Annotated in this window: 25 protein-coding genes and 1 pseudogene; 11 read left to right on the forward strand and 15 right to left on the reverse strand. The window is 64.7% G+C overall.

Going from position 1 to position 25,211, the window contains the following annotated elements; translation table 11 throughout:
- Nucleotides 1–123 precede the first annotated feature (123 nt).
- On the forward strand, nucleotides 124–1,656 hold the full coding sequence (locus tag RHO23_RS23675; RefSeq protein WP_030095798.1) for an LCP family protein: 1,533 nt from the start codon (nucleotides 124–126) through the stop codon (nucleotides 1,654–1,656).
- A gap of 126 nt (nucleotides 1,657–1,782) precedes the next feature.
- Nucleotides 1,783–2,526 (forward strand): hypothetical protein, encoded by a 744-nt coding sequence (locus RHO23_RS23680; RefSeq protein ID WP_030095797.1) that lies wholly within the window; start codon nucleotides 1,783–1,785, stop codon nucleotides 2,524–2,526.
- Here RHO23_RS23680 and disA read toward each other — a convergent pair.
- Nucleotides 2,523–3,581, reverse strand: coding sequence for a DNA integrity scanning diadenylate cyclase DisA (gene disA / locus RHO23_RS23685; RefSeq protein ID WP_030095796.1), 1,059 nt, complete (start codon nucleotides 3,579–3,581; stop codon nucleotides 2,523–2,525). The genes RHO23_RS23680 and disA overlap by 4 nt on opposite strands.
- A 77-nt stretch (nucleotides 3,582–3,658) precedes the next feature.
- On the opposite strand from disA, the gene RHO23_RS23690 reads away from it, so the two are divergent.
- Entirely contained in the window at nucleotides 3,659–4,174 is a 516-nt protein-coding gene (locus RHO23_RS23690) for a PaaI family thioesterase (RefSeq protein ID WP_101312842.1), read from the forward strand.
- On the opposite strand, the gene radA is transcribed toward RHO23_RS23690, so the two are convergent.
- The 4 genes from radA to RHO23_RS23710 form a co-directional block, all read right to left on the reverse strand.
- Nucleotides 4,164–5,585: a DNA repair protein RadA gene (gene radA / locus RHO23_RS23695; RefSeq protein WP_064407711.1), complete on the reverse strand. Its 1,422-nt coding sequence runs from the start codon at nucleotides 5,583–5,585 to the stop codon at nucleotides 4,164–4,166. The genes RHO23_RS23690 and radA overlap by 11 nt on opposite strands.
- 54 nt (nucleotides 5,586–5,639) lie before the next feature.
- Nucleotides 5,640–6,005, reverse strand: a complete 366-nt coding sequence (locus tag RHO23_RS23700) for an MmpS family transport accessory protein (protein WP_070941881.1) — start codon at nucleotides 6,003–6,005, stop codon at nucleotides 5,640–5,642.
- Between the two features lie 81 nt (nucleotides 6,006–6,086).
- Entirely contained in the window at nucleotides 6,087–6,542 is a 456-nt protein-coding gene (locus RHO23_RS23705; RefSeq protein ID WP_423488415.1) for an MmpS family transport accessory protein, read from the reverse strand.
- A 76-nt stretch (nucleotides 6,543–6,618) separates the two neighbouring features.
- Nucleotides 6,619–7,332, reverse strand: a complete 714-nt coding sequence (locus RHO23_RS23710) for a hypothetical protein (protein WP_423488416.1) — start codon at nucleotides 7,330–7,332, stop codon at nucleotides 6,619–6,621.
- Nucleotides 7,333–7,711: 379 nt separating this feature from the next.
- Here RHO23_RS23710 and RHO23_RS23715 point away from each other — a divergent pair, with 379 nt between their 5' ends.
- The 6 genes from RHO23_RS23715 to RHO23_RS23740 all read left to right on the forward strand — a co-directional run bounded on the left by RHO23_RS23715 (nucleotide 7,712) and on the right by RHO23_RS23740 (nucleotide 12,799).
- Nucleotides 7,712–8,200 carry a CarD family transcriptional regulator gene (locus RHO23_RS23715; RefSeq protein WP_005064991.1) on the forward strand — a complete coding sequence of 163 codons (489 nt, stop codon included), beginning with the start codon at nucleotides 7,712–7,714 and terminating at the stop codon, nucleotides 8,198–8,200.
- Nucleotides 8,148–8,864: a 2-C-methyl-D-erythritol 4-phosphate cytidylyltransferase gene (gene ispD, locus RHO23_RS23720; protein WP_423488417.1), complete on the forward strand. Its 717-nt coding sequence runs from the start codon at nucleotides 8,148–8,150 to the stop codon at nucleotides 8,862–8,864. Before RHO23_RS23715 ends, ispD begins: the two co-directional genes overlap by 53 nt.
- Nucleotides 8,861–9,337, forward strand: a complete 477-nt coding sequence (gene ispF, locus RHO23_RS23725) for a 2-C-methyl-D-erythritol 2,4-cyclodiphosphate synthase (RefSeq protein ID WP_030095787.1) — start codon at nucleotides 8,861–8,863, stop codon at nucleotides 9,335–9,337. The genes ispD and ispF overlap by 4 nt, the downstream gene beginning before the upstream one ends.
- 11 nt (nucleotides 9,338–9,348) lie before the next feature.
- Nucleotides 9,349–10,758: a cysteine--tRNA ligase gene (cysS, locus tag RHO23_RS23730; RefSeq protein ID WP_030095786.1), complete on the forward strand. Its 1,410-nt coding sequence runs from the start codon at nucleotides 9,349–9,351 to the stop codon at nucleotides 10,756–10,758.
- Between the two features lie 2 nt (nucleotides 10,759–10,760).
- Complete coding sequence (gene rlmB, locus RHO23_RS23735; RefSeq protein ID WP_423488418.1) at nucleotides 10,761–11,708, forward strand: 23S rRNA (guanosine(2251)-2'-O)-methyltransferase RlmB; 948 nt, start codon at nucleotides 10,761–10,763, stop codon at nucleotides 11,706–11,708.
- A gap of 92 nt (nucleotides 11,709–11,800) precedes the next feature.
- On the forward strand, nucleotides 11,801–12,799 hold the full coding sequence (locus tag RHO23_RS23740) for a glycerophosphodiester phosphodiesterase family protein (RefSeq protein ID WP_423488419.1): 999 nt from the start codon (nucleotides 11,801–11,803) through the stop codon (nucleotides 12,797–12,799).
- Here RHO23_RS23740 and RHO23_RS23745 read toward each other — a convergent pair.
- From RHO23_RS23745 to kstR, 8 genes are all read right to left on the reverse strand, one after another.
- On the reverse strand, nucleotides 12,796–13,512 hold the full coding sequence (locus RHO23_RS23745) for a LamB/YcsF family protein (protein WP_423488420.1): 717 nt from the start codon (nucleotides 13,510–13,512) through the stop codon (nucleotides 12,796–12,798). The two genes, RHO23_RS23740 and RHO23_RS23745, sit on opposite strands and share 4 nt — an antisense overlap.
- Before the next feature lie 18 nt (nucleotides 13,513–13,530).
- A complete protein-coding gene (locus tag RHO23_RS23750; protein WP_423488421.1) occupies nucleotides 13,531–14,361 on the reverse strand; it encodes a metal ABC transporter permease in 831 nt (276 codons plus the stop codon).
- A complete protein-coding gene (locus tag RHO23_RS23755; protein ID WP_423488422.1) occupies nucleotides 14,354–15,139 on the reverse strand; it encodes a metal ABC transporter ATP-binding protein in 786 nt (261 codons plus the stop codon). Before RHO23_RS23755 ends, RHO23_RS23750 begins: the two co-directional genes overlap by 8 nt.
- A 7-nt stretch (nucleotides 15,140–15,146) precedes the next feature.
- Nucleotides 15,147–16,025 (reverse strand): metal ABC transporter solute-binding protein, Zn/Mn family, encoded by an 879-nt coding sequence (locus tag RHO23_RS23760; protein ID WP_070918924.1) that lies wholly within the window; start codon nucleotides 16,023–16,025, stop codon nucleotides 15,147–15,149.
- 73 nt (nucleotides 16,026–16,098) lie between these two features.
- Nucleotides 16,099–16,893: an SDR family NAD(P)-dependent oxidoreductase gene (locus tag RHO23_RS23765; RefSeq protein ID WP_423488423.1), complete on the reverse strand. Its 795-nt coding sequence runs from the start codon at nucleotides 16,891–16,893 to the stop codon at nucleotides 16,099–16,101.
- Nucleotides 16,890–17,894: an SDR family NAD(P)-dependent oxidoreductase gene (locus tag RHO23_RS23770; RefSeq protein ID WP_030095776.1), complete on the reverse strand. Its 1,005-nt coding sequence runs from the start codon at nucleotides 17,892–17,894 to the stop codon at nucleotides 16,890–16,892. The genes RHO23_RS23765 and RHO23_RS23770 overlap by 4 nt, the downstream gene beginning before the upstream one ends.
- 47 nt (nucleotides 17,895–17,941) lie before the next feature.
- On the reverse strand, nucleotides 17,942–20,473 hold the full coding sequence (otsB, locus tag RHO23_RS23775) for a trehalose-phosphatase (protein ID WP_030095775.1): 2,532 nt from the start codon (nucleotides 20,471–20,473) through the stop codon (nucleotides 17,942–17,944).
- 60 nt (nucleotides 20,474–20,533) lie between these two features.
- Nucleotides 20,534–21,211: a cholesterol catabolism transcriptional regulator KstR gene (gene kstR, locus RHO23_RS23780; protein WP_064407719.1), complete on the reverse strand. Its 678-nt coding sequence runs from the start codon at nucleotides 21,209–21,211 to the stop codon at nucleotides 20,534–20,536.
- Nucleotides 21,212–21,418: 207 nt separating this feature from the next.
- Between kstR and RHO23_RS23785 the strand changes: the two genes are divergently transcribed.
- Nucleotides 21,419–23,536 (forward strand): acyl-CoA dehydrogenase, encoded by a 2,118-nt coding sequence (locus RHO23_RS23785; protein ID WP_064407720.1) that lies wholly within the window; start codon nucleotides 21,419–21,421, stop codon nucleotides 23,534–23,536.
- Here RHO23_RS23785 and RHO23_RS23790 read toward each other — a convergent pair.
- Nucleotides 23,519–23,812, reverse strand: a pseudogene (locus RHO23_RS23790) (hypothetical protein); the annotation flags it as partial. The gene RHO23_RS23785 and the pseudogene RHO23_RS23790 overlap by 18 nt on opposite strands.
- Nucleotides 23,813–23,991: 179 nt before the next feature.
- Here RHO23_RS23790 and RHO23_RS23795 point away from each other — a divergent pair.
- On the forward strand, nucleotides 23,992–24,615 hold the full coding sequence (locus tag RHO23_RS23795) for a DUF6461 domain-containing protein (RefSeq protein ID WP_064407721.1): 624 nt from the start codon (nucleotides 23,992–23,994) through the stop codon (nucleotides 24,613–24,615).
- Here RHO23_RS23795 and RHO23_RS23800 read toward each other — a convergent pair.
- Nucleotides 24,612–25,151, reverse strand: coding sequence for a hypothetical protein (locus RHO23_RS23800; protein ID WP_057965288.1), 540 nt, complete (start codon nucleotides 25,149–25,151; stop codon nucleotides 24,612–24,614). The genes RHO23_RS23795 and RHO23_RS23800 overlap by 4 nt on opposite strands.
- Nucleotides 25,152–25,211: the final 60 nt, after the last annotated feature.

The following is a 25,211-nucleotide window of genomic DNA, read 5'->3' on the forward strand; positions in this document are numbered from 1 at the left end:
TTCGGTAAACGTCACATGGCATCTCGATGCCCGTGATGGGAGAATTAGACGGAATGCAGATTTCTCTGGGGGAGGGATGGGTAGTTCAGTGTGTACGTTGCTGCCACACGGGGGTGGCGACCGATGAGCCGCGACACTGGTCGCAGGCGGCCAAAGCACGCACTGCCCAAATCGAATAACCGCTGGTCAATAAGTAAAACTGCGGCTGGTCGAGCAGTCTTCGCTCTGCTGGCGTGCGCCAGCCTGGTGGTAACCGGCGCCGGTTGGCAGGTGTTTTACAAGGCGTTCAGCCATGTCCCCACTTCGGGTGCGGAGGCCGAAGGCGGCAAGTCCAGCGACGGCTCGATGAACATGCTGCTCATCGGTCTGGATTCGCGGAAGGACCAGGACGGAAACGACCTGCCGAAGGCGGTCCTGAGCCAGCTGCATGCCGGTGATTCGGATGCCGGCGGCTACAACACCAACACCCTGATCCTCGTGCACGTCGGCGCGGACAACAAGGTCACCGCGTTCTCGATTCCCCGCGACGACTGGGTCCCGGCCGAGGGCATACCCGGTTACAAGCACATCAAGATCAAGGAAGCCTATGGCCTGACCAAGGCCAATGAGGCGGACAAGCTCGTCAACGAGGGCATCACCGATCAAGCGACGCTGGAGCAGCAGAGCCGTGAGGCCGGCAGGCGCGCAACTCTCAATGCCGTGCACCGGCTTACTGGTCAGCCCATCGACTACTTCGCCGAGGTCAACTTGGTCGGTTTCTACGACTTGGCCTCCGAGCTGGGTGGGGTCACCGTCTGCCTGAACAATGCCGTCTACGACAGCTATTCGGGTGCGAACTTCCAGGCCGGAGAACAAACCCTCAACGCCTCACAGGCCCTGGCGTTCGTGCGCCAACGCCACGGCCTGGAAAACGGTGACCTGGACCGAACCCATCGCCAGCAGGCCTTCCTGATCTCGGTGATGCAGCAGTTGCGCAATGCCGGCACCCTCACTGACATCACCAAACTGAACGGTCTGATGAACGTCGTCCACAAGGACGTTGTGCTGTCAAAGGGCTGGACCGAGAAGCAATTCCAGCGCATAGGACAGATCGCGGACGGCAACGTGAACTTCCAGACGCTGCCGGTGGTGCGGTACGACACCATCAACGGTGCCGACGTGAACATCGTCGACCCGGTGGCGATCCGGGCCAAGGTGGCCGCCGCGTTCAAGGGGGAGGATGCCGCGCCCGCGTCCGCTCCCGCGACGCCCACGAGCACTGTCGACGTAGTGAATGCCACCTCGACGTCGGGTCTGGCATCAACGATTTCGTCGGCGCTGGTGAGCCGCGGTTACACCAAGGGCGACGTGCGGGATCCGGAAAGCGGCGAATCGACCAGTACCACCATCGATTACGGCGCAGGTGCCGATGCCGACGCCAAGACCATGTCCACAATGTTGGGCATTGATGTGAAGCCCAGTGCGGATCCCGCGTTGGCGCCCGGACGAATTCGGGTCATGCTGGGAGACGGATACTCTGCGCCGTCCGATGTCTTGAGCGCCGAAGACAGCGGCACCGCGAGTTCGATGGCCGGCTCGTTGAGTTCGGAGGACTACGCACCGCCGGACTCGGGTAAGCCGGTTGTTGGCAGCAGTGGCATTCCCTGCGTGAACTAGTGCCCGCTGCGCCGGAACGGCTCTGCCGCGTCACCCTCAATTAGCACTGTGAAGTCTGTATAGCTCGCCGACACGCCGAGCGAGGTCGGCCATCCTATAGTGACCTGCGCTTACCGTTGAATCGTGATTGACATGCACCCCTCAGGCCCGCTGCCTTCGGAGATCTATTGGCGGCGCCGCGCCCTCGCGATCGGTGTGGCGGTGGTTGTTGTCGCCATCGTCGCCGCGGTGATCTTCGCGCTGGTCGGTGGCAGTGCAGGAGCCGACACCAAGGCCGCGGATCAGCCTGCTGAAGCGACGGCACCCGCCGGTAAGCCGGTCATTCTGCCGCCCAACGAGATCCAGAAGCCGACCGACAAGCCGGTGGATGCGCCGGTCCACGACGGACCGCCCATCGCCAAGCCCGAATTGGTGCCGCCAGTGGCGTTGAACGCTGGCGATGACTGCCCCGACGCGACGCTCGCGGTGAAGGCCTCCACCGACAAGCCCAGCTATCTAGCCGGCGAGCAGCCCAAGTTCACCATGGTGGTCACCAATATCGGCCTGGTGCAGTGCAAACGAGATGTGGGTGCCGCTGTGCTGGCCGCTTCGGTGTTCAGTGTGGACAACAAGCGGATCTGGGCCAACCTGGATTGCGCTCCGTCGCAAGAGAACTCCATCAAGACCTTCAACCCCGGCGAGCAGGTGACCACCGAGGTCACCTGGACCGGAATGGGTTCCGCGCCGAACTGCCCGCTGCCTCGCCCGGCCATCGGCCCGGGGACCTACTCGCTGGTGGTTCAGCTCGGAGATCTGCGCAGCGCGCCAGTGCCCTTCATCATCGGTGAGAAGCCTGCCGATGCACCGCCGCCGGCAGCACCACCGGCCTAACCGGTTTGTTCGGTAAGAGTCGATTCGGCCAGACGGGACAGTCCTTCACGGATGTGCCGGGCCCACATGGCCCCGATTCCCTCCACCGACTGTAGATCGGTCGCGCTGGCGGCCAGGAGTCCCTGTAGCGACCCGAAGGCCCTGACCAGCCTGTCGATATGTGCGAACTGCAGTCGGGGGATGTGCGTCATGGCCCGGTAACCGCGGGAACTCATCGCGGTGTCCTGGGCTTCGACGGTCGATGGGTATCCGAATGTGCGCGACAGCACCGTCAGGTCCAACAGATCGGTGTCCGAGAGCGCGTCCAGATCTTCCAGTGTCGACGCGATCTGCGCCTGAGTCGGTGGCTCGGGGTTGGCGTGATAATCCCGCACCAGTAGTTCGCGTTCGGTGTCGTTATCGCCGACGAGCTCGCCGATCTGCAGTTTGAGCTGACGTCCGTCGGTGCCGAGCTCGATGACATCGAGTTCGATGTCCTGGCTGATCCGGCGCACCAGTTCCAGCCGCTGCGCCACGGTCATGACGTCGCGCAGGGTCACGAAGTCCTCGATCTCCGCAGTGGACAACGACGAGGTCACCTCGTCCAGTCGTGTCTTGTAGCGCTCGAGGGTGGACACCGCCTGGTTGACCCGGGACATGACGGTCGCCGAATCCATGACCACGTGGCGGATGCCGGCGGTGTACACGCTCACGATGTTCATTGAATGGCTCACCGAGACAACGGGATAGTCCGTCTGGATGGCCGTTCGTTCCGCGGACCGGTGCCGGGTACCGGACTCTTCGGTCGGGATGGACGGGTCGGGGACCAGCTGCACGTTGGCGCGAACGATGCGCGATCCGTCCGTGGACAGCACCACGGCACCGTCCATTTTGGACAGCTCGCGAAGTCGGGTCGGGGCGAAAGCGACATCGAGTGAGAAACCGCCGTCGCAGATGCTCTCGACCTTGTCGTCGTAGCCCAGGACAATCAGCGCCCCGGTGCGACCACGAAGAATGCGTTCCAGCCCGTCGCGCAGGGGTGTGCCCGGCGCCAACCGGGCCAGGGTCTCCCGCATTCTTGCGTTGGCTTCCGCGTTGTCCATCGCGCCCCTCCCTCTCCAGGCTCGGTTCGCCGCAGTTAGATTACGTGGTCATGTCGACGTGGACGTTGCCCGAGGGGCTAGAGCCGGTTAGCCGCGGCCCGGAAGCCCCCGCTCCGGGAGCAGCGCTGAACCCGGGCTGGCCCCGCAGGTTCAGTTACCCGGGGTCCGAGGAGGACCTGTGGGGCACGCGATTCTTCGCTGCTGACGGCGCCGGTGTCACCGGCCAGTTCGAGGTTCTCCCGGAGCTAGAGGGCGGACCCGGCGTCATCCACGGCGGTGTGATGGCGGCGATCTTTGATGAGTTGCAGGGCGTGCTGGGCATCGTGACGCAGTTGATCGCTGTCACTGCGCATTTGGAGATCGACTACCGCAGGCCCATTCCGGTTGGGGCAATGGTAGACCTGGCCGCTGCGGTGGAGGGCAGGGCCGGACGCAAGCTGTACACGACGGCCAGTGCGCGAATCGACGGTGAGCTGGTGGCTAGTTCACAGGGGATCTTCGTGATCATCGACCCGGATGCGCACTACGGTGAAGGAGCCTCGCGGACGCTCGGCATCAGTCCGTAAATTGTTGTGCGAGGCGTAGACTCGGGCGCTTTTCCGGCTCGATCCGGCGTGCCTCGGAGAGCACTTCAAGGGCCCTGCCGACCGTGGGACAGCGCAGCAGGTGCATACCGGCCGGATGCAGGTCGTCCCCCTCGGGCGGAATGACCGCATGGGTGTAGCCGAGCCGCGCGGCCTCGGCGATGCGCTTGCCCACGGCAGCGGTGCGCCGGATATCGCCCGCCAGCCCCACCTCACCGATGAACACCATGTTGGCCGGCAATGCGATGTCGGTGTACGCAGAGGCCACCGCCATCAGGATGGCCAAATCCGACGACGGGTCGGTCATGCGCATGCCGCCCACCGTTGCCATGTAAATATCGTTATTGCCCAAGGGAATTCGTCCATGGCGTTCCAGTACGGCGGTAACCATCGCCGAACGTGCATGATCGAGTCCGCTCACCGCGCGCCGCGGTGACGGGTTGGTGGAAGTGGTGACGAGAGACTGCACCTCGCCGAGCAGAGGGCGCTTACCGTCGAGGGTTACCGTCACCGCCGTTCCGGCAGCGGCCTTCTCGCGATGTTCCAAGAACAACCCGGAAGGATCGGATACACATTCGATCCCTCTGTCGCGCAACTGAAAACATCCGACCTCATCGGCGGCGCCAAATCGGTTCTTGACTCCACGGACCATGCGCAACGCCGTGTGCTTGTCGCCCTCAAAGTGCAACACCACGTCGACCAGGTGTTCCAGAGATCGCGGCCCAGCGATCGCACCGTCCTTGGTGACATGGCCGACCAGCACCATCGCCACCCCCGAAGACTTCGCCGCCATGGTCAACGCCGTCGTCACCGCGCGCACCTGGGTAACACCACCGGTCACGCCGTCGGCATCGGTGGTGGACATGGTCTGCACCGAATCGATAATTGCCAGTGTGGGTTTGACCGCCTCGATATGTCCCAGCACGCTGTGTAGATCGGATTCGGAGGCCAGATACACCTCGTCGTGCGCGCATCCGGTGCGTTCGGCCCGAAGCCGAACCTGGGCCGCCGACTCCTCGCCGCTGATGTAGAGCGCACGTCCGCCAGAGGCCGCCCACTGGTGGACGACCTTCAGCAGCAGCGTCGATTTGCCGACGCCCGGCTCACCGGCGAGAAGATTCACCGAGCCGGGGATGACGCCGCCACCCAGCACCCTGTCGAGCTCGGAGACACCGGTGGGCTGGTGCTTGGTGGTGTCGGTGGGGATGCTGGTGATGGGTACCGCTGCCGAGGCCGGAGCGACGGCTCGCACCGCGCCGAGTCCGCCGATGGAGGACAGCACGGCGGTTTCACTCACGCTGCCCCAGGTGCCGCAATCAGGGCAGCGGCCCACCCATTTAGCGGTGGTGTGCTGGCATTCAGAACACCTGAACTGCGCGCGGGGTTTGGCCACACCGCGACGTTAGCCGTCGGGTGTGACAAATCCGGGGATGCGGGTCCTGCGGTGTCAGTCAGGGGGAAGCGGGACGATGCGGTCCTGGCAGTTCACGGTTTTCTCGCCGTCGTTGGACAAGACGGTCTGCCCGTCCACCAGAATCCGGCAGTAGATGTGCCCCGAGCCCCAGATCGCCGTCACCTGCTTGACAGTGTCCTGGTACGGCCAGGCCACCGTCACCGACCATGGCAGCTTGACGCCGCTGACGGACTGAGGCGTTCCGTTGTAGCCTCCGTAGCTGATGGTGCCGGCCTCGGGTGCCTTGCCCGCTGCCCACACCAGGTAGGTCACCTTGGGGGGCGCAGCCTGCGCGGTCCCGGGGAGGGTCAGGCCAACGACTGCGGTTGCCGCGGTTACCGCTGCCAGGGTTCGCTTCACGGTGTCCTCCCGGTTCAGGCTTTGGGCCGGAAGCTATCACGACGGTCGCGGGCAATGGGCCGATTCGTCACACCGTCGATGTCACTGAGCGCGACTGCACGGATCTCCGTCGACCTTCGAAAAGATGCCGACAATAGAACCGGAGTTGCCGCGCTGGCAGTGCTCGCGGGGGATGCCGTCGGTGGCGTAGCTGCAGGTGGCCAGTTCCACTCGGTCGTCCTCGTCGACCACCTGGCCGTCGATGAGGATCTGACAGAAGATCCGGGGACCATCCCCGGTGTTGTATCCGGTGACGTTGATGACGGGATGTTTGGTGTCATCGGTCCACGTGATGTCCTTACCCCACGGCAACTGCGGATTCATCGCACCATGCCGGGAACCGTCCGCTTCGTTGTAGCCGATGGTTGCCGCGACCAGTGGGCCGTATTCCGCCCAGACTCGGTACGTCACCGTTCTGGGCGCTGCGTGTGCTGCAGGAGCGGTCAGCGCCGCGCCCATCGTGGCCACCGCCGCCATGCAGGTGAAGAGCCGTTTCATGGGCGCAAGCTAGCACGAAAAAAGCGAGGGCCCGAGACGGCAGATCGCCGTTCCGGGCCCTCGCTGTGCGACTGTGTTAGTGTCCGCCGCCCTCGTGGCCTTCCTCATTGGCGGTGTGCTGGCGAGGTGCACTCGGACCGGCGTCGATCGGCACCGCGACGGTGACCTCTCCGGCCTTCTCGAAGGTGAAGGTGAATCGGTACGTGAGGCCGTCGGCCAGATCCTTCGTCAGTTGTAGCTGAGCCTTGCCGTGCTTGATCGTCGGGTCAGAGGCGGCCTGCGGCTTGGGCTCTGGTGCCTTGACCTCCGTCGTGGCGGCTCCGGGCTCGGTGGAGACGGTGGCACCGTGCTCCCCGTTGCTGCCTTCTGCGCCGGCGGCCTCGGGCCCCTTGGCCTCGGATGCGGGCTCCTGGCCTTCGGCGGCCCCGACGAACAGGCGGCCGGTCGCCGGGATCTCGCTGTCGCCGCTCAGGGTCACCTTGCCGATGTCGTCAGGAGAGGAAATCGCGGTGAGCTTGTCGTTGACATCCGCTGATTCATTCGTGATGACCAGAACCAGCTCGGCCTTCTGCCCGGCACGCTGCTTCACCGGGTCCGGGGTGCCGACGAGATGGATGTTGCGCAACGCCAGCTTGCCGAGGTTGGCACTGCCGCCGTTGATCGCCGACGACTGGTTCGCTGTCTGCGAGATCTGCCCCGAGCCGCAGCCGGTGAGGGCAGTCGCGAGAACCGCGGCGCCAAGAAGTGTCGTCACGCGAGCGGTGCTGCGATGGGACCGAGTGCGAAACACAGGCATCTCCCTGATTCGAAAGCGGCTCCGGATAGTCCGAAATCCACCTGCGGCCGATATGTCCTATAGACAGTAGTAGGTGCCTGGCGACGACGAAAACGGCGGGGCACTCGGGATGAGTCGCTCGCGTGAAGACCGTCCAGATCCGTCCGGATCCGGTGTCCCAGTCTGGCATCGGGGAACCGATGTGACCTGGATTACCGCTTGTGAGGGCTGGTTTATGGGTCGGCGAGCGCCGCCGCCGAGGGGCGCTGGATGCACGAAAACGTCACCATGTCAACCCCGAGGGTTCACCTGCAGTGCCCCTGACCTGCACCGTTGGTGCACACGTCGAGATGCCCCGTGATAGAATTGGGTATCGAAAGGGGCACGAAACAAGATGATATTTAAGGTCGGAGACACCGTTGTGTATCCACATCACGGTGCAGCGCTGATCGAAGCGATCGAGACCCGAACCATCAAAGGCGAGCAGAAAGAGTATCTCGTCCTGAAGGTTGCCCAGGGCGATTTGACTGTTCGTGTGCCTGCAGAGAATGCCGAGTACGTCGGCGTCCGTGACGTGGTGGGCCGCGAGGGTCTGGACACGGTCTTCCAGGTGCTGCGTGCACCGCACACCGAAGAGCCGACCAACTGGTCCCGTCGATTCAAGGCCAACCAGGAAAAGCTGGCATCTGGCGACGTGAAGAAGGTCGCCGAGGTCGTGCGTGACCTGTGGCGCCGCGAGCAGGAGCGTGGCCTGTCCGCAGGCGAGAAGCGCATGCTGGCCAAGGCTCGTCAGATCTTGGTCGGTGAGCTGGCGCTTGCCGAGAACACCAATGCCGCCAAGGCCGACACCATTCTCGACGAGGTGCTCGCAGCTGCCTCGTAGGACGGCGGCGATTGTCCCGGCCGCCGGTCTCGGTGTGCGGCTGGGTGCAGACATTCCGAAAGCCTTCGTCACTGTTGGTGGCCGGACAATGCTCGAACGTTGTGTCGATGGTCTGTTGTCTTCCAGGGCCGTCGACGAGGTAGTCGTCGTAGTCGGCGCCGAGCAGCTGAAAAAGGCTGCGGCCCTGCTGGGCCCGACGGCCACACTTGTGCCGGGCGGCGCAGAACGCACCGATTCCGTACGCGCCGGGCTGGCAGCGGTGAATGCGGCCGACTGGATTCTTGTTCACGATGCAGCGCGTCCGTTGACCCCTCCGGACATGATCGCCCGCATCGTCGCGGAGCTGAAAGGCGGCCGTCGCGCGGTTATCCCGGCGATAGCCGTCGCGGACACCATCAAATCGGTCAATGCGGTCGGGGATGTGAGCGGCACACCCGACCGTGCCGGCCTGCGCGCCGTGCAGACACCGCAGGGGTTCGCCGCAGACCTGCTGAGGCGCGCGTACGCGGCCGCGGGGGATGTCGCCACCGATGATGCCGCACTCGTCGAGCAGATGGGTGAGAGCGTGCACGTCGTGGACGGTGACCGGCTGGCCTTCAAGATCACCACGGCGCTGGACATGACGCTGGCGGAAGCGATTCTGAGCAGGGAGGTAGCTCAATGAGCGCATTGCCCCGGGTGGGCATCGGCACCGATGTGCACCCGATAGAGGCGGGCAAGCAATGCTGGTTGCTGGGGCTTTTGTTCCCCGATGCGGATGGCTGCGAGGGGCATTCGGACGGTGACGTCGCCGCCCACGCGCTGTGCGATGCGCTGCTTTCGGCGGCCGGACTGGGAGATGTGGGTGCGGTGTTCGGAACCGGCCAGCCAGAATGGTCGGGTGTCAGCGGGGCGAAGATGCTGACCCACGTGCGGGAGCTGCTGCACGACAGCGGTTTCCAGATCGGTAACGCCGCAGTTCAGGTCATCGGGAATCGCCCGAAGATCGGGCCGCGCCGGGCCGAGGCCCAGGAGCTACTGTCGGGCCTCCTCGGAGCACCGGTTTCGGTTTCGGCGACCACAACCGACGGGCTGGGTCTGACCGGACGTGGCGAGGGCTTGGCCGCGGTGGCAACGGCGCTCGTCACAGCGCTGTAAGCTCGCTGGTCGTGACCGGTCACGCTCCGCTTCGGCTGTACGACACCCGTGTGGGTGCCGTGCGTGACTTCGTGCCTTTGCAGCCCGGGTCCGTCTCCATCTACCTGTGCGGGGCAACTGTGCAGGGTCTGCCCCATATTGGGCACGTCCGCAGCGGTGTCGCGTTCGATGTGCTGCGTCGCTGGCTCACCGCCCGCGCCTATGACGTCCTGTTCGTTCGCAATGTCACCGATATCGACGACAAGATCCTGAACAAGGCGGCCGATGCCGGCCGGCCATGGTGGGAGTGGGCGGCCACCTACGAGCGCGCTTTCGACCAGGCCTACGACGCGCTCGGAGTGCTGCCTCCTTCGGTGTCCCCACGGGCGACGGGCCATATCACCCAGATGGTCGAGCTGATCGAGCGTCTCATCGACACCGGGCATGCTTACGCCAGTGGCGGCGACGTCTACTTCGATGTGCTGAGCTATCCGGAGTACGGGCAACTGTCTGGGCACAAGATCGACGATGTGCACCAGGGCGAGGGTGTCGCGACTGGCAAGCGTGACCCGCGGGACTTCACCCTGTGGAAGGGCGCCAAGCCCGGTGAGCCGTCGTGGCCCACTCCGTGGGGACCCGGACGACCGGGCTGGCACACCGAGTGCGTGGCGATGTGCGAGTCATACCTGGGCCCGGAGTTCGATATTCACGCGGGCGGCATGGATCTGATCTTCCCGCATCACGAGAACGAGATTGCACAGAGCCGTGCTGCCGGCGACGGATTCGCACGCTACTGGCTGCACAACGGCTGGGTCACTATGGGTGGCGAGAAGATGAGCAAGTCGTTGGGCAATGTGTTGTCCATTCCGGCTGTGCTGCAACGGGTCCGGGCTGTCGAGCTGCGCTACTACCTCGGTAGCGCGCACTACCGCTCCATGCTCGAATACTCCGAGACCGCGCTCGCGGACGCGGTCAAGGCCTACTGCGGTATCGAAGACTTCCTGCACCGCGTGCGGATCCGGGTCGGCGACGTCCCGGTTGGTACCTGGACTCCTGGCTTCGCAGCGGCTCTGGATGACGACCTGTCGGTGCCGATCGCGTTGGCAGAGGTGCATTCTACGCGCGCGGACGGAAACCGGGCACTGGATGCCGGTGACCACGAGGGCGCGCTATCGGCGGCGTCGAGCGTCCGCGCCATGATGTCGATCCTCGGATGTGACCCGCTCAACGAGCGCTGGGAGACGCGTGACGAGACGTCCGCCGCATTGAATGCTGTCGACGTGCTGGTGACGGCCGAGCTAGAGCGGCGGGGAACCGCTCGGGCAGAGAAGGATTGGGCACTCGCAGACGAGATCCGGGACCGGCTCAAGCGGGCGGGCCTGGAGATCACCGATACCGCAGACGGCCCTCAGTGGTCCCTTACGAGTAGTGACGAAGAGTAGCAATGGCAGGAAATTCCCAGCGCCGCGGCGCGGTACGTAAGCCCGGCACCAAGAAGGGGCCCATCGTCGGCTCCGGCGGTGTACGCCGACGCGGCCTGGAGGGCAAGGGCGCAACACCTCCGGCCGAACAGCGGACGAAGCATCCAGCTGCCAAACGTGCTGCTGTGCAACGGAAGATCACCGATGCCAAGCAACGTCGGCTGAAGCAGGGCGACGAGTCCGAGATGGTGCTGGGACGTAACCCGGTGCTCGAATGCCTGCGCACGGGTGTGCCGGCAACGGCGTTATATGTCGCCGTCGGCGCCGACAACGACGAGAGACTCACCGAATCCGTGTCGCTGGCGGCCGATGCCGGTATTGCGATCCTGGAAGTGCCGCGGCCCGACCTGGACCGCATGAGCACCAACGGGTTGCACCAGGGGCTTGCCCTGCAGGTCCCTCCGTATCGATACGCCCATCCCGACGATCTGCTGGCCCGCGCGCGTGCGGAGGCGCAGCCCGCACTATTGGTGGCACTGGACAACATCTCGGACCCGCGCAATCTGGGCGCCATCGTGCGCTCCGTGGCTGCCTTCGGGGGGCACGGCGTTGTCATTCCGCAGCGGCGAAGTGCATCGGTCACCGCTGTTGCATGGCGAACCAGCGCTGGTGCGGCGGCGCGCCTTCCGGTCGCGCGCGCCACGAATCTGACACGCACACTGAAGGATTGGCAGGACAAGGGTCTCACCATTGTCGGACTTGACGCCGGCGGAGACACCGAGCTCGATGACCTCGACGGCGCGGGCGATATCGCTGTGGTCGTTGGATCAGAGGGCAAGGGTCTGTCCCAGCTGGTCCGTAAGACCTGCGACGCGGTGGTGTCGATCCCCATGGCCGGGCCGGTCGAATCGTTGAACGCGTCGGTGGCCGCCGGCGTGGTACTCGCGGAGATCGCGCGCCAGCGGCGCTGATTGCTTCGCGCCACGAAGGCATCTGTGTACGGAAGATGGCTGTTTGGTGTACGCGAGTGCCTTCCCGGTGCGAGTGGCATAGCCTCATCGCCATGAAGCGCTTGGCTGCCGTTCTCGCAGTTACCCTGGCACTGACGTCCTGTGGCAATAAGGACGCGGCGTCTTTTGATCTGCAGGCGCACCGGGGCGGGCGCGGTGAAACCACCGAAGAATCATTGCGCGCCTTCGCGAAAGCACTTGAACTGGGGGTGAGCACTCTCGAGCTCGACATCGTCATCTCCAAGGATCACAAACCCATGGTCTGGCACGATCCGGTGATCGATCCCGCGAAATGCTCAGATACTGCCCCGGTGACACCGGGTGACCCACAGTTCCCTTATGTCGGAAAGCTGGTGAAAGACCTGACCTCCGATCAGTTGCGCACCCTGGACTGCGGCAAGCTGCTCAAGGATTTTCCACAGGCAGAGGTAGTGAAGAACGACAGGATTGCTTTGCTACCCGAGGTTTTCGCCCTCTCGGATTCCTATCGTGCCGATGTGCGGTACAACATCGAGACGAAGGTGGAGGCCGCCGAACCTCAGAAATCGGCGGAACCGCAGGTGTTTGTCGACGTCATTCTCGGGGCTATTCGGGCGGCGGGCAAGGTCGACAAAGTCGAAATTCAGAGCTTCGACTGGCGCACGCTGCCGATGACCAAGCGAGCCGAACCGGGTATCCCACTTGTCGCGCTCTGGGACGAGACCACCTGGTACCCGGGCTCGCCGTGGCTCGGTGGAGTGGATCCCGCGGTCGTCAAGGATCCGATTGACGGGGCCAAGCAGATCGGTGCCACCATCTTGTCACCGGGATACACCGTGCCCTATGGAGGCAAGGTGGGTGATCCGGGTTTCACACTGGTCGCCGACAAGAAGTTCGTCGAGAAGGCACACGTTTTGGGGCTCAAGGTCATTCCGTGGACCATCAACGACGCCGAGACCATGAAGGCGCAGATCGACGCCGGTGCCGACGGGATAATCAGCGACTACCCGACGATCCTGCGGAAGGTGTTGGCAGAGAAGGGTTTGGCGCTGCCACCGGCCTATCACCGCTAAACGAACGGGGCCAGCTCGATTCCGTTGGCTGTCAGCGCCGCGCGCACGGTCCGTGCGATTGTCACGGCATCCGGGGAATCGCCGTGTACGCATATTGATTCGGCAGTATTGCTCAGGGCGGGAATGCGCGCCGCGACCGCAGCGGGATCATGCAACACCGCCCCCGGTTCGCTGCGCGGTACCAGGGTGCCGTCCTCTCGGTAGGCCCGGTCGGCGAAGGCCTCGGTCACCACGCGCAACCCTAATTCGCGCGCACGGTCCCCGAACGCACTGCGCGGCAGTGTCAGCACCGGAAAGGCGGCGTTCACGTCGCGTACCGCACGCGCAACCGCGTCCGCTTGCACCTCATGATGAACAATTGTGTTGTACAGCGCACCATGCGGTTTCACATAGGTCACGGACGACCCGACCGTGCGGGCCAACGCATCCAATGCGCCGATCTGGTACACCACGTCGGCGTAGAGGTCGTCTGCGGCGATATCGATGAACCGGCGGCCAAAGCCCGCCAGATCACGGTAGCCGACCTGCGCGCCGATGCGGATACCCCGAGCGGCAGCGGCGCGGCAGGTGCGATGCAATGTCGCAGGATCGCCCGCATGGAAGCCACAGGCGAGGTTTGCGCTTGTGACCACATCGAGCATCGCCTCATCGTCGCCCAGGCGCCAGGCACCGAATCCTTCACCAAGGTCGGCATTCAGGTCGATGCGCGTCACCGTGCGAGCCTAGCCCGCTCAGGCCTGCCGATACCGCCCGATGACCCGGCAGAGCAGGTAGATCGATACCGCGATCATGGTGACAAAGACCGAGATCGGCACCCCTGGCGCCAACGACAACACGATGCCACCGACCGCGGCGATCTCGGCGAAGAGGATCGACAGGCCGATGGCGCGCGCCGGGGACGAGGTGATGCGAGCGGCGGCCGCTGCGGGTGTGATGAGCAGCGACATCACCAGTAGCGCGCCGACGATCTGCACACCCTGTGCCGCGGTGAGGCCTACGAGGGCCGCGAACACGATGCCCAAGATGCGAACCGGCACTCCGCGCGCCTCGGCCACATCGGGGTCGACGGTGGCGAACAGCATCGGCCGGTAGGTGACGGCCAGCACCACGCCCACCACGAGGCTCACGACGACGAGCATCAACAGCCCGCTGTATCCGACGCCGACGATCTGGCCGGTCAGAAGTGCGAAGTTGGTGCCGGTGCGTCCCGGGTACAGATGGATGAAAAGCACTGCCAGCCCCAGCCCAAAGGCCATGACGACACCGATTGACGAGTCGCGATCCTTGGTGCGCTGCCCGAGGATCCCGAAAAGGATTGCCGCGACCACGCTTCCGAGGAGTGCGCCGGTTCCGACATTGGCACCGGCCAGCAGCGCTGCCGCGGCACCGGTCAGTGACAACTCGCTGGAGCCGTGGACGGCGAAAGACATCTGGCGCATGATCACGAAGGGGCCGATGAGCCCGGCCAGCAGTCCCAGCAGAGCGGCCGCGAGGATCGCCTGCTGCACGAAGTCGCGCCCGAGCAGATCGGCGGTGAGTGAGAGATCGAAGAAGTTATTCATGGGCGTGCTCGGCGCACTCTGACGTGAGCTGCTGGTTTTCGCCCACCACCACGTACTGATCACGTACCTTCACCACGTCGATCTGCGCGCGGTATAGCCGTGACAACGTCTCCGTCGTCATCACCTCGTCGACGGTGCCGATCTGGAAGCGTCCGTCCACCAGGTACAGGATTCTGTCGACATACGGCACGATCGGATTGATCTCGTGCGTCACGAACAGCACCGCCGTTTGTGCGCTCCTGCGCCGTTTGTCGATCAGGGCGCAAATCTGTTGTGCACTGGCCGGATCCAGGTTCAACAGCGGCTCGTCGCAGAGGAGTAGCGCGGGATCGCCCGCCAGTGCCTGCGCGATGCGTACCCGCTGTAGCTCACCTCCGGACAGTGACGAGACTGCCTTGGTTGCCAGGTGGGTCGCGTCGACCTGATCCAGTGCGAGTTCGATCGCCTCACGCTGGCGCGCGCGGCGCGCGCCGTTGAACGCCGCTAAACCCCAACGATGCCCGTCGATTCCGAGGCCGACAAGATCCTCCGCGCGCAGAATCAGCGCGTTGTCGGCGAGCCGGTGCTGGGGGACGTACCCGAGTTCGCCGGTGACACTCATGGTGCCTCGGGTGAGTGGCACCTGCCCCAGCAACAGGCGCAGCAGCGAGGTCTTCCCGGAACCGTTGGGGCCCAATACTGCGATGAACTCACCGGGTTCGACCGTGAGATCCAGATCCTGCCACAGGGTGCGTCCGCCGCGATTGAGCGATGCATTGCACAGCGTCGCGGTACTCATTTGGCCATTATCTCAGGGCGGTCGCGAGCTGTTCGGTGGTGCGTCGCTGCCAGGTGATGTAGTCGGTGCCGTCCGGCAGGGTTTCGGTCACCGTCACTACCGGAACGCCATGAGATTCGGCGGCTTGCTTGAGCTGATTGGTGACCGGTCCGGCCGTTTGAGAGTTGAAAAGCAGTGCCGCAACCTGTTTGGTGTTGATCAGGTCCAACGCGGTGGCGACATCGGCGGGGGAGGGGTCCTGGCCCTGCTCGGCGGCTTCGGCGAAGTCGTGGGGCGTGCGGTCAACCAGTTCGCAATGAGAGACCAGGTGACTGGCCACCGGCTCGGTCGCGAGGATCCCCTTGCCATGGTCCTTCTCGGCGATGCCGTGCTGCAGATCTGAGATGGAGTCAAGCTGCTGCCCAAATGTTTTGGCATTCGCGCGGTAGGTATCGGCGTCGTCCGGGTCTGCCTTGGCAAGTTCGTCTGCAACCTGATCGGCCACCTTTTTCGCGGTGCTCAGGCTGTAGAACACATGCTCATTCTTGTCGGCGGAGTCCGCGGGCAGAAGCTGGTAGGCGTTGACCCGAGGCTGGCCGTCCTTGAGCAGCTTGTCGATGAACGGGTCGTAGCCGTCGCCGTTGTACACAACCAGCGTGGCGTCCTGGACCTGCGCCGCGGCCGCGGGCGTTACCTCGAAGGAATGCGGGTCGGTGTTGGCGCCGCTGACCAATGCGCTCACCTTGGCGTGGTCACCGGCGACGGCCTGGGCCACTGAGGCCCAGGCATCCGTGGAGGCCACCACCGTGGGTTCGCTGGACCGTTGGGCGGCTTGGCCGCAGCCGGAGAGCGCGAGCGTTCCTACGGTCGTAACCGCCAAAGCCAACCCAGTCACGCGAGCGTGCACAGCAGACCTCCAGCTCTCCAGTAATGAAAACGGTTTTCATTATGGGGGATGGGCGGGGAGAGTGCAAAACGTGTCAGCGTTCGCTGAGCTTGGTGACTACACGCAGTGCCGGTAGCAGCAGTGATCGTGGGGTGTATCGCCCGGCCACGGTCATCGCCTGGGGTACCGCTCCCGGGACCACGCTGCGCGCGCCCTGCTGCATGCCCTTGATTGCCGCTGCGGCCACTTGCTTCGCAGGGACCTGTACACCCGGCACGCTGAACCGCTCCGCACTCGCGATCTCCGCCCATTCCGTGGGCACCGGTCCCGGGCACAGCACCGTGCAGGACACGCCCGTGCCCCGCAGCTCCTCGTGCACGGCCTCGGAGAAGGACTGCACGTAGGCCTTGGTCGCCGCGTAGGTCGCCATGTATGGAATCGGCTGGAAGGCGGCAACCGAGGCGATGTTCAGCACGGCCCCGGTCCCCCGATCAACCATGCCTGCCACCGCGGCATGGGTCAGCTCGACCAGTGTGATGACGTTGACCTCGATCTCTTCACGCTCGCGATCCAACGGCAACTCATGGAAGACCCCGCTGGTGCCGAACCCCGCAGAATTGCACAATCCCGCAATGCGATTGGCGGCAATCCACTCGCGCAGCTCGGCGCGGCCGGACTCGGTGCCAAGGTCCAGTGCCTGCACGCCGACTTCGATGTGGTGGCGTGCCGTCAGGATGTCGGCGAGCTTGTCCATCCTGTCCTTGCGGCGCGCTACCAGCGTCAACGAGTATCCGCACTTGGCCAGCCCGTACGCCAGCTCGGTGCCTATGCCCGAGGACGCCCCGGTGATGACGACGGGGCCGGCGGCCTCTGGCTTGGGCAGGCTCACCAGTGCACCCCGGGTGTGGCGTCGATGAAGATCTGCTGTCCGCTGTCAACTTCTTCGGGCTTGAGGTTCTTGACCCCCTTAGCGGCATCGGAATCCGGGAACATCTTGTACCCCTGATTGCGCACCGCATCCATGATTTCCGGGGTGAGTGAATCTGCGAACGAGGCGATCCGTCCGAATGCCGAAGCCACTCGCCGGGGCCGCTCGATGATCGCCTTGGCGATCACCTCACCCGCCTCGTCCGGGGTCAGGGCCGGGAACTTCTGGTACAGCGTCGTCGGCGCGATCATCGGGGTCCGCACCAAGGGCATGTGAATGGTGGTGAAACGCAGTCCCTCGTCCGACGTCTCGGCCTGGAACGCATCGGAGACCGTGTCCAACGCGGCCTTCGATGCGATGTACGCGCCGAATCGTGGCACCTTTGTCTGCACCCCGATGGACGAGATGTTGATGACGTGGCCGAACTTGCGCTCACGCATGCCCGGCATGAATCCGAGGATGAGATGCAGGGGCGCAAAGTAATTCAGTTGCATGGTGCGCTCGAAATCGTGTGGCCTGTCGTAGGACAGGGCCAGCGAGCGCCGGATCGATCGACCGGCGTTGTTGATCAGGATGTCCACCCTGCCGTGCTCGGCAAGCACGTCTTTCACCATCCGATCGATGGCATCCATATCGGACAGGTCGCACGGGAACACGTGGGCGGTCCCGCCGACACCACGAACCTGCGCGGCGGTCTCCTGCAACTTGTCCTCGGAGCGGGCGACGAGCAGTACCGTTCCGCCGGCCTCGCCGATCTGTAGCGCTGCGGCCTGGCCGATGCCGGATGAGCCGCCGGTGATCATGACGATCTTCTTGCGGACCGACGAGCGCAGACTTCGGCTCGGTGTGACGAGCTTGGCGATGGCGTGTGGTGTGAGCTGTCCGGTCGGCGTCGTCAGGGCCTTGTTGACCTTGCCAAACTGCTGCGACGCCAGGGAGCTGAGACGTTGCATGGGGTTCATGGCTGAACGCTATGCCCGCGCCGCCGGTGGCGCGGCGAAATGGCCGGTTAGGACAGCAAGGCGGCGCAGCGCAGCAGCCCGATGTGGCTGTATGCCTGCGGGTGATTGCCCAGCGAGCGTTCGGCCACCGGGTCGTACTCCTCGGACAACAGGCCGGTGGGGCCGGTGGCCTTGACCAACTGGTCGAACAGCAGCTCGGCCTGTGATCGCGCACCGATGAGCAGGTAGGCCTCCACGAGCCAGGCGGCGCACAGATGGAAGCCGCCCTCTCCGCCGGGCAGGCCGTCATCGCGGTGGTATCGGTAAACCGTTGCACCACTACGTAACTCGGCTTCAGTGGCGATCACTGTCGCGGTGAACCGGGGGTCGGTGGGCTCGATCAGCCCGGACAGTCCGATGTACAGGGTGGCAGCATCCAGATCTGTGCCGTCATAGGCGGCGGTGAAGGACTTGACCGAGTCGTTCCAGCCCTTGTCGATGACCTCGGCGGCGATCTCGTCACGTAGTCCGGCCCAGCCCGCGGGAGTCTCGCGCTGGAACTCTTCGGCGAGTTTCACCGCACGGTCCACGGTCACCCAGCACATCACCTTGGAGTAGACGTGGTGCCGCGGATTGCCGCGGATCTCCCAGATTCCGTGGTCGGGTTCGTACCACCGGCGTTCGACGGCAAGAACCATGTCGGATACCAGGTTCCAGTCGGCATCGGTCAGCGGTTCGGCGTGTCCGAGACGCTTACGGGCGTGAGTCAGATCGTGGATCAGTTCCACCACGGGACCGAAGACGTCCAGCTGCACTTGTGAGTTGGCGGCGTTGCCGACGCGGACCGGGCGTGAGCCCGCGTATCCGGGCAGCGAGTCGATCACCGCCTCGGGCGGCAGCACGGTTCCGGACAAGGTGTACAGCGGGTGCAGGCGATCTGGGCCGGGCAGGTGCTCCAGTACTCGGTGCAGCCAGCCCAGCAGGCCCTCGGCCTCGCCCAGCGATCCCAGCGCCACCAGGGCCGATGCGGTCATCGAGGCGTCGCGCAGCCAGCAGTACCGATAATCCCAGTTGCGAATGCCGCCAATGTCTTCCGGCAATGACGTGGTGGCGGCCGCAAGGATCGCGCCGGATTCGGCGTGCACCAGGCCGCGCAGCGTCAGCGCCGAGCGCTTCATCAGTCCGGGCTTGCGCTCGGGGAGTGTCAGGGTCTGCGCCCAGTCGCGCCAATACGACTCGGCGCGGCGCCGCAGCTCAGGTTCGGGGACCGGGTTAGGCCCTAAATCTTCTGTACCGCATCGTAATTCGAGAGCGATCGGCCGGTTGGAGCGGCTGATCGTCGCGGTGGCGGTCTGTTCGTCGGCGGAGATGCTCCAGGTGACGCCGGGTGCGCGCAGCACAATCGGGTCGTTGGTGCCCAGCACCCGCAGACCGCCCTCGTCGGCTACCAGCTGCACTGGTGTCTGACCGAACTCGGGGCGCGGGGCGAACGTGACCACCGCGTCGGCCTCACCGGTGACAACCCTGATCAGATCGGTACGCCCGGGAATCTCGTCGTGCGCCAGGTAGTCGGTGACCTGCAGGCTGGCCCAACGGGTTTCAACAGTCATGGTGCTGTCGATGTACTTCTGGCCGAGTGGCAGCGCCGACCGTGCGGGGCCAATGGTGAAGTGCCCGGCCTCATCCCCACCGAGGAGGTGGGCGAAGACGGCTGCCGAGTCGGGTTCCGGGTGACACATCCAGGTGATGTCACCGGTGGGGGTCACCAGCGCGAGCGTGCGTGAGTTGGCGAGCATGGTGAGACGCTCGATGGGGGTGGCGTGACCGCCGAGCAGCCAGGTGCGACGTTCCTCAAGCAGGAAAGCCAGTGCGGTGCCCACCGATTCGGTGTCCGGGATGCGGTATCCGGCGAGTGTTTCTCCGTCGCCCACCTTGACACCCACGTCGGGGCCATGCAGTCGCTTGAAGGCCTTCTCGTCGGTGACGTCGTCGCCGAAGAACACCGCGGCGGTCGCGCCTTCCTGATGGCGCAAGATGTCGAGCGCCTGTCCCTTGTCGGTGGGTATGACCGCGAATTCGAGAACCTTCTTGCCCTCGGTGACCTGCGCGCCCCACCCGTTGGCCACGGTAAGTGCTTGGGACAGCGCGGCATCGCCGTCCTCTTCCGAGGCGTTACGCACGTGCAGTGCGACGCTCGCCGGTTTCAGCTCGATGGCCACCCCAGCGTATTCGGCGGCGATGGCCGACAGCTTGTTGGCGATGGTCTTCAACAGCGCCTTGGCGTCTCCGTCGATGGCGTGCACGAAGCCGGCATCGAACTCCGATCCGTGGCTACCGACCAGATGTACCTCGGAGGGCAGCCGCGACAGGGTCGCCAGGTCACGCAGTGCGCGCCCGGAGATCAGCGCCGAGGTTGTCGACGGCAGTCCCGCCAACGCCCGCAACGCCGTGGTCGACTCGGGGTGTGGGCGTGCGTCATCGGGGTTGTTGACCAGCGGAGCGATGGTTCCGTCGTAGTCGGAGGCCACCAACAGCCGAGGAGTACGGGCGACTTCGGAAAGAGCCCGGCGCAGTTCGACAGGCAGATCTTGGGCACTCACCACGGGTCCCGAGTCTACGTCCGCTACCTACGGCGGGCTGGCTAGGCCAAGCGTTGCTGCTCAGGTAATGCCAAGCAGCAATCTGACGGTGCGATCGAGACGGTGGCTCACGTCGGTTGCCGACGCCCGACGCGTCAGCCAGGCAATCATGTTGGAGGTCCAGACATCCGAGATGACACGGGCGATGTGGAACTGCGCGTCGGAAGGGTCGTCGTCACCGGCCATCGCGCGGGCGAAAATACCGTCCATCAGCCGGCCCACGTGATCAACCTCACCGGCGGCGGAAGCGTCCGCGAAGACCAAGGCGCGGGTCATCGCCTCGGTAAGGAGGGGGTTGCGCTGCATGTTGCGATTCAGCCGCGTGATTGCCGTGTGCAGGCGTTCATACGCGGTGCTGCCGCTGACGGTGTTGCGATCCGATCTCGCGTCGATCTGCTCGAATTCGCGCTCCAGCGCGGACACGAGCAGGTGCACCTTGGAGGGGAAGTACCGATACAGCGTGCCCACGGCAACGTCTGCCCGCTCGGCGACAGTACGCATCTGCACCGCTTCGTACCCGCCCTTGGACGCGATGGCCAAGGTGGCATCCAGGATGCGCTTGCGGCGCTCGCGCTGCGCGGTCGAACCGAGATCGTCATCGGACAGTGCTGAGACGGCTGCAGGCTGATTCGCGGCGTCGGTTTCACCGTTATCCGACTGCACGGCTTCCGATGCGTTAGATGTCCGAGGCGTTGCCATGGCGTCTGTACTCCCTGTGCTCAATCCCGTGTGTCCACGTGACGGTTTCAGCGCACGACTATACGGATGACCGTCGGTCGTTTCAGGTCTCCCTGGCCCTCCGGTAGTGCTCTGTACAGCCTGAATGCGTTCCTACTACACTGAACCCAATCACGATATTAGAACACGTTCTAGTCTCGTGTACCCGAATCAAGCCGAGGAGAATCTGTGTCGTCCGATGTTCAGGAAGCCGCCCGGGACGCTGTCCGTCAGTGGGCCAAGAGCGCGGCTGTCATCGAGTCGGTCCGCAAGATGGAATCCGACCCCCACGGGTGGGGCCCGGCCTATGCCGAGCTGGCTGAGCTGGGAATATTCGGTGTCGCGGTGCCCGAGGCCGCGGGCGGTTCGGGTGCCGGATTCGACGACATGATCGCCATGATCGACGAGGCCGCGGCGTCCTTGGTGCCGGGGCCGGTTGCCACCAGTGCGTTGGCTGCTGTGGTGCTCGCGCCCGCCGGGCCGGCGGAATTGGTGGCGGCGCTGGCCTCCGGTGAGCGCACGGCGGGCCTGGCCCTCGCCGGGGGCCTGACCGTCGCCGACGGGCTGGCCTCGGGCGTGTTGCCCGCGGTGCTGGGCGGCACCGTCGATGGAGTGCTGCTTGCGCCGGGGCCCGATGGTTGGGTGTTGGTCGACTGCGCGGGTGCGGGTGCCACGGTGGACGTCAAAAAGGCCACCGATTTCTCGCGCCCGTGGGCCGCGATCACCCTGAACGGCGCCGAGGCGCATCCGGTGAGTCTGCCGAAGGCCGTGGTCGCCGATCTCGCGACGGTGACCCTCGCGGCCGAGGCAGTGGGTGTGGCGCGCTGGGCGCTGCGGACCGCCGTCGAGTACGCCAAGGTGCGTGAGCAGTTCGGTAAGCAGATCGGCAGCTTTCAGGCCATCAAACACATGTGTGCCGAAATGCTGTGCAGGGTCGAGCAGGCAGATGTCGCAGTCTGGGATGCCGCCGGATGCGCGCAGGATGCGGTGGCCAATGGTGTTGATTTCCAGCAGCTTTCGCTTGCCGCTGCGGTCGCGGCGGCCGTGGCGGTCGATGCCGCGGTGGTCAACACCAAGGATTGCATTCAGATTCTTGGCGGCATCGGGTTCACGTGGGAGCACGACGCGCACCTGTACCTGCGGCGTGCCTACGCACTGCAGTCCTTCCTGGGTAAGCCCGCGGTATGGCGGCGTAAGGCCGCCGCGCTGACCCTCGGGGGAACTCGCCGCTCCCTGACCATCGACCTCGGTGAGGTGGAGACCCAGCGGGCTCAGGTCGCCGCCACCGCTGCGGAAATCGCTTCGGCACCAAAAGATGAACACCAGATTCGGCTGGCCGAGACGGGCTTCCTGGCCCCGCACTGGCCCGCGCCGTACGGGCTGGGCGCGGGGGCCGCGCAGCAGTTGCTCATCGATCAGGAGCTGCATGCCGCGGGAGTCGCCCGCCCCGACCTCGTGATCGGGTGGTGGGCGGCTCCTACCATTCTCGAGCACGGAACTCCGGAGCAGATAGCGCAATTCGTGGCTCCCACACTGCGCGGTGAGATCGAATGGTGCCAGCTGTTCTCGGAGCCCGGTGCCGGTAGCGATCTTGCGGCGTTGCGTACCAAGGCAACCCGGGTTGACGGTGGGTGGAAGCTCGACGGACAGAAGGTGTGGAACTCCAAGGCTCAGATCGCGGACTGGGCGATCTGCCTGGCGCGGACCAACCCCGATGTGCCCAAGCACAAGGGCATTACGTACTTCCTGCTCGATATGAAGACCCCGGGGATCACCGTGCGGCCGCTGCGAGAGATCACCGGGGAGGAGATGTTCAACGAGGTCTTCCTGGATGGTGTGATCGTTCCGGACGAGAATGTGGTCGGATCGGTCGACGATGGATGGCGTCTAGCCCGCACCACACTGGCCAATGAACGGGTGGCCATGGCCGGGGGCGGCACGCTCGACGAGGCCATGGAGTCGCTGCTGACGCTCATCGGGGACGCAGAATTAGATGGGGCACAACTAGATACGCTTGGTGTATTCGTGTGCTCGGCGCAGACGGGTGCGCTGCTGGATCTGCGCACCGCGCTGCGCGCCATCGGTGGTCAGGATCCGGGTGCGGCCTCGAGCGTGCGCAAGCTCGTCGGCGTGCGGCATCGTCAGGGGCTGTCGGAGCATATCCTCGACTATGTGGACTCTCATGGAGCGGTGGAGTCACACGAGATGTGGCTGTTCATGCGGGACCGATGCCTGTCGATTGCCGGGGGCACCACGCAGATCCTGCTCAGCGTGGCAGGGGAGCGGTTGCTCGGCCTGCCGCGTTGACAGCCAGCAGTCAGCTCGGGTGCGCATGCGGTGTTGGGTGCTGCGCGGGAGAGCACCCGGACTGTAGAGGCCACGGCCGCGTCGACGAACTCGGTCGAGCTTGACATCGGTGCGCAGCGCATCCGAGATCGTCTTTGACGGCCGGCCATCTACGTCAAAACCTATGTCCGCCAACATGGCGACCATCTCGGATACCGTGGTGAGCCCGTGGCGATGGATATGCAGGACGAGCAGGTAACGCAAATCGGTGCGCAGCGACCGGGCCCGAGCGTTCATGCTCAGCACCATGCCACGGTGCGCCGACATTGTCGGACTGGCGTCTTAAACAACACACGTCTGGTGCCCGCGTTTATGCGACAACTACCGGCCTGACCAATTGTTGTCGCATAGACGCGGGCAGCACACCTACATGGTCAGAGCAGGTGCTCGGTCTGCCGCGCTAGTGTGGCAGCACTATGGCTGCGACGTTGGCCGACTACGCGTGGTGGAGTCAGTGGCGCCCGGATTGGGCCGAGGCGTACTGCGTGACGCTCATCAGCGGCATTACGGCTGAGGCCGTCATTACGTCGCTGGAAGCCATTCCGACGGCCCGCCTGCGAGGCATCGACGCGCTGTACGACCGCGACGTCGCCGACTGGACCGGCGGCGGCGAATCGTCCGGGGAGCTGATTGGCGTGGCCGACATCGATGACGGGTGGGCTTTGATTGCTGAGATCAACGGCTACGTGGGGGTGACTGAGCGCCTCATCGAACCGATGTCTGTCGGACGAACGGTTGTGTCGCATTTCCGTAACGTCAACGCGGCGTATCGATTTCACTGGTGGCGAGACGGCACGCTACTTGTGGACGTGGATCTGTTGTTTCCGGCAGCGCGGTTTGGGGCCGATCCCGATGCGCTGGCTGAAGATATCCGTGATGTAGGTATCCCGCTCGACAGGCCCGACGATATCGCCGCAGTCGACCTCAGCGCGGCGGGATTTGCGCTTGCCCAGCGCATTACCAACGTGACATGCACGCCGGAGTTGTTTGAGTGCAGCGATTTCCTCGCTGCATACATCCGCCAGCCGGGTGACGGTTAGCTGAAGCGGGCCTGTGCGCAGGCGTCGGGCGAGATTACGCTCCGGCCGCCGATGCTGGCCTCCACGTGGCTGCACACGATGTAGTCGGCGTCGAGCTTGGGTTGTCCGGTCGCCCAGTCGGTCGGCTGGGTGGTGCCGGTGATCCGGAAGCGGTCGACGTCACCTCCACCGAAGTAGACGGTGGTGAGCAGCCAGGTGCTACCGCCGTTGTGCTCCACGGTGTTCGGATTGTCGGCCCATTGCACCCAGAGATAGTTCATCCGGTCCGAGGTGCGCAGCTCGGTGGTCTGCTTGGCCCACAGATCTCCCCCGAATCCCTCAATCCCGTTGGGGGTCCGAAGGTTGAAGCTCGCGGTGTAATAACACTGCCGTTCGGCCTTGCGGCAGTCGGCCGTGGCGTGCACCTCGAGCTGACGCCCCTCGTCGACGGGCGTGCTGACGTCGGTGGTTTTGACCTCGGCGGTGGCCGTGCCTGGGAAGACCAGGGACGTGACCACCAGTGATGCGGCGGCCAGCGCCGCTTTCAGGGAGCTCATGATGGGGGAATCGTATCGGCCCGGTGGGGCCGCGTCGCTGAGATCTTTTTTCTGAACCTG

It is taken from the genome of Mycobacteroides sp. PCS013 (assembly GCF_049532645.1).
In the GTDB taxonomy this organism is placed as follows: domain Bacteria; phylum Actinomycetota; class Actinomycetes; order Mycobacteriales; family Mycobacteriaceae; genus Mycobacterium; species Mycobacterium gwanakae.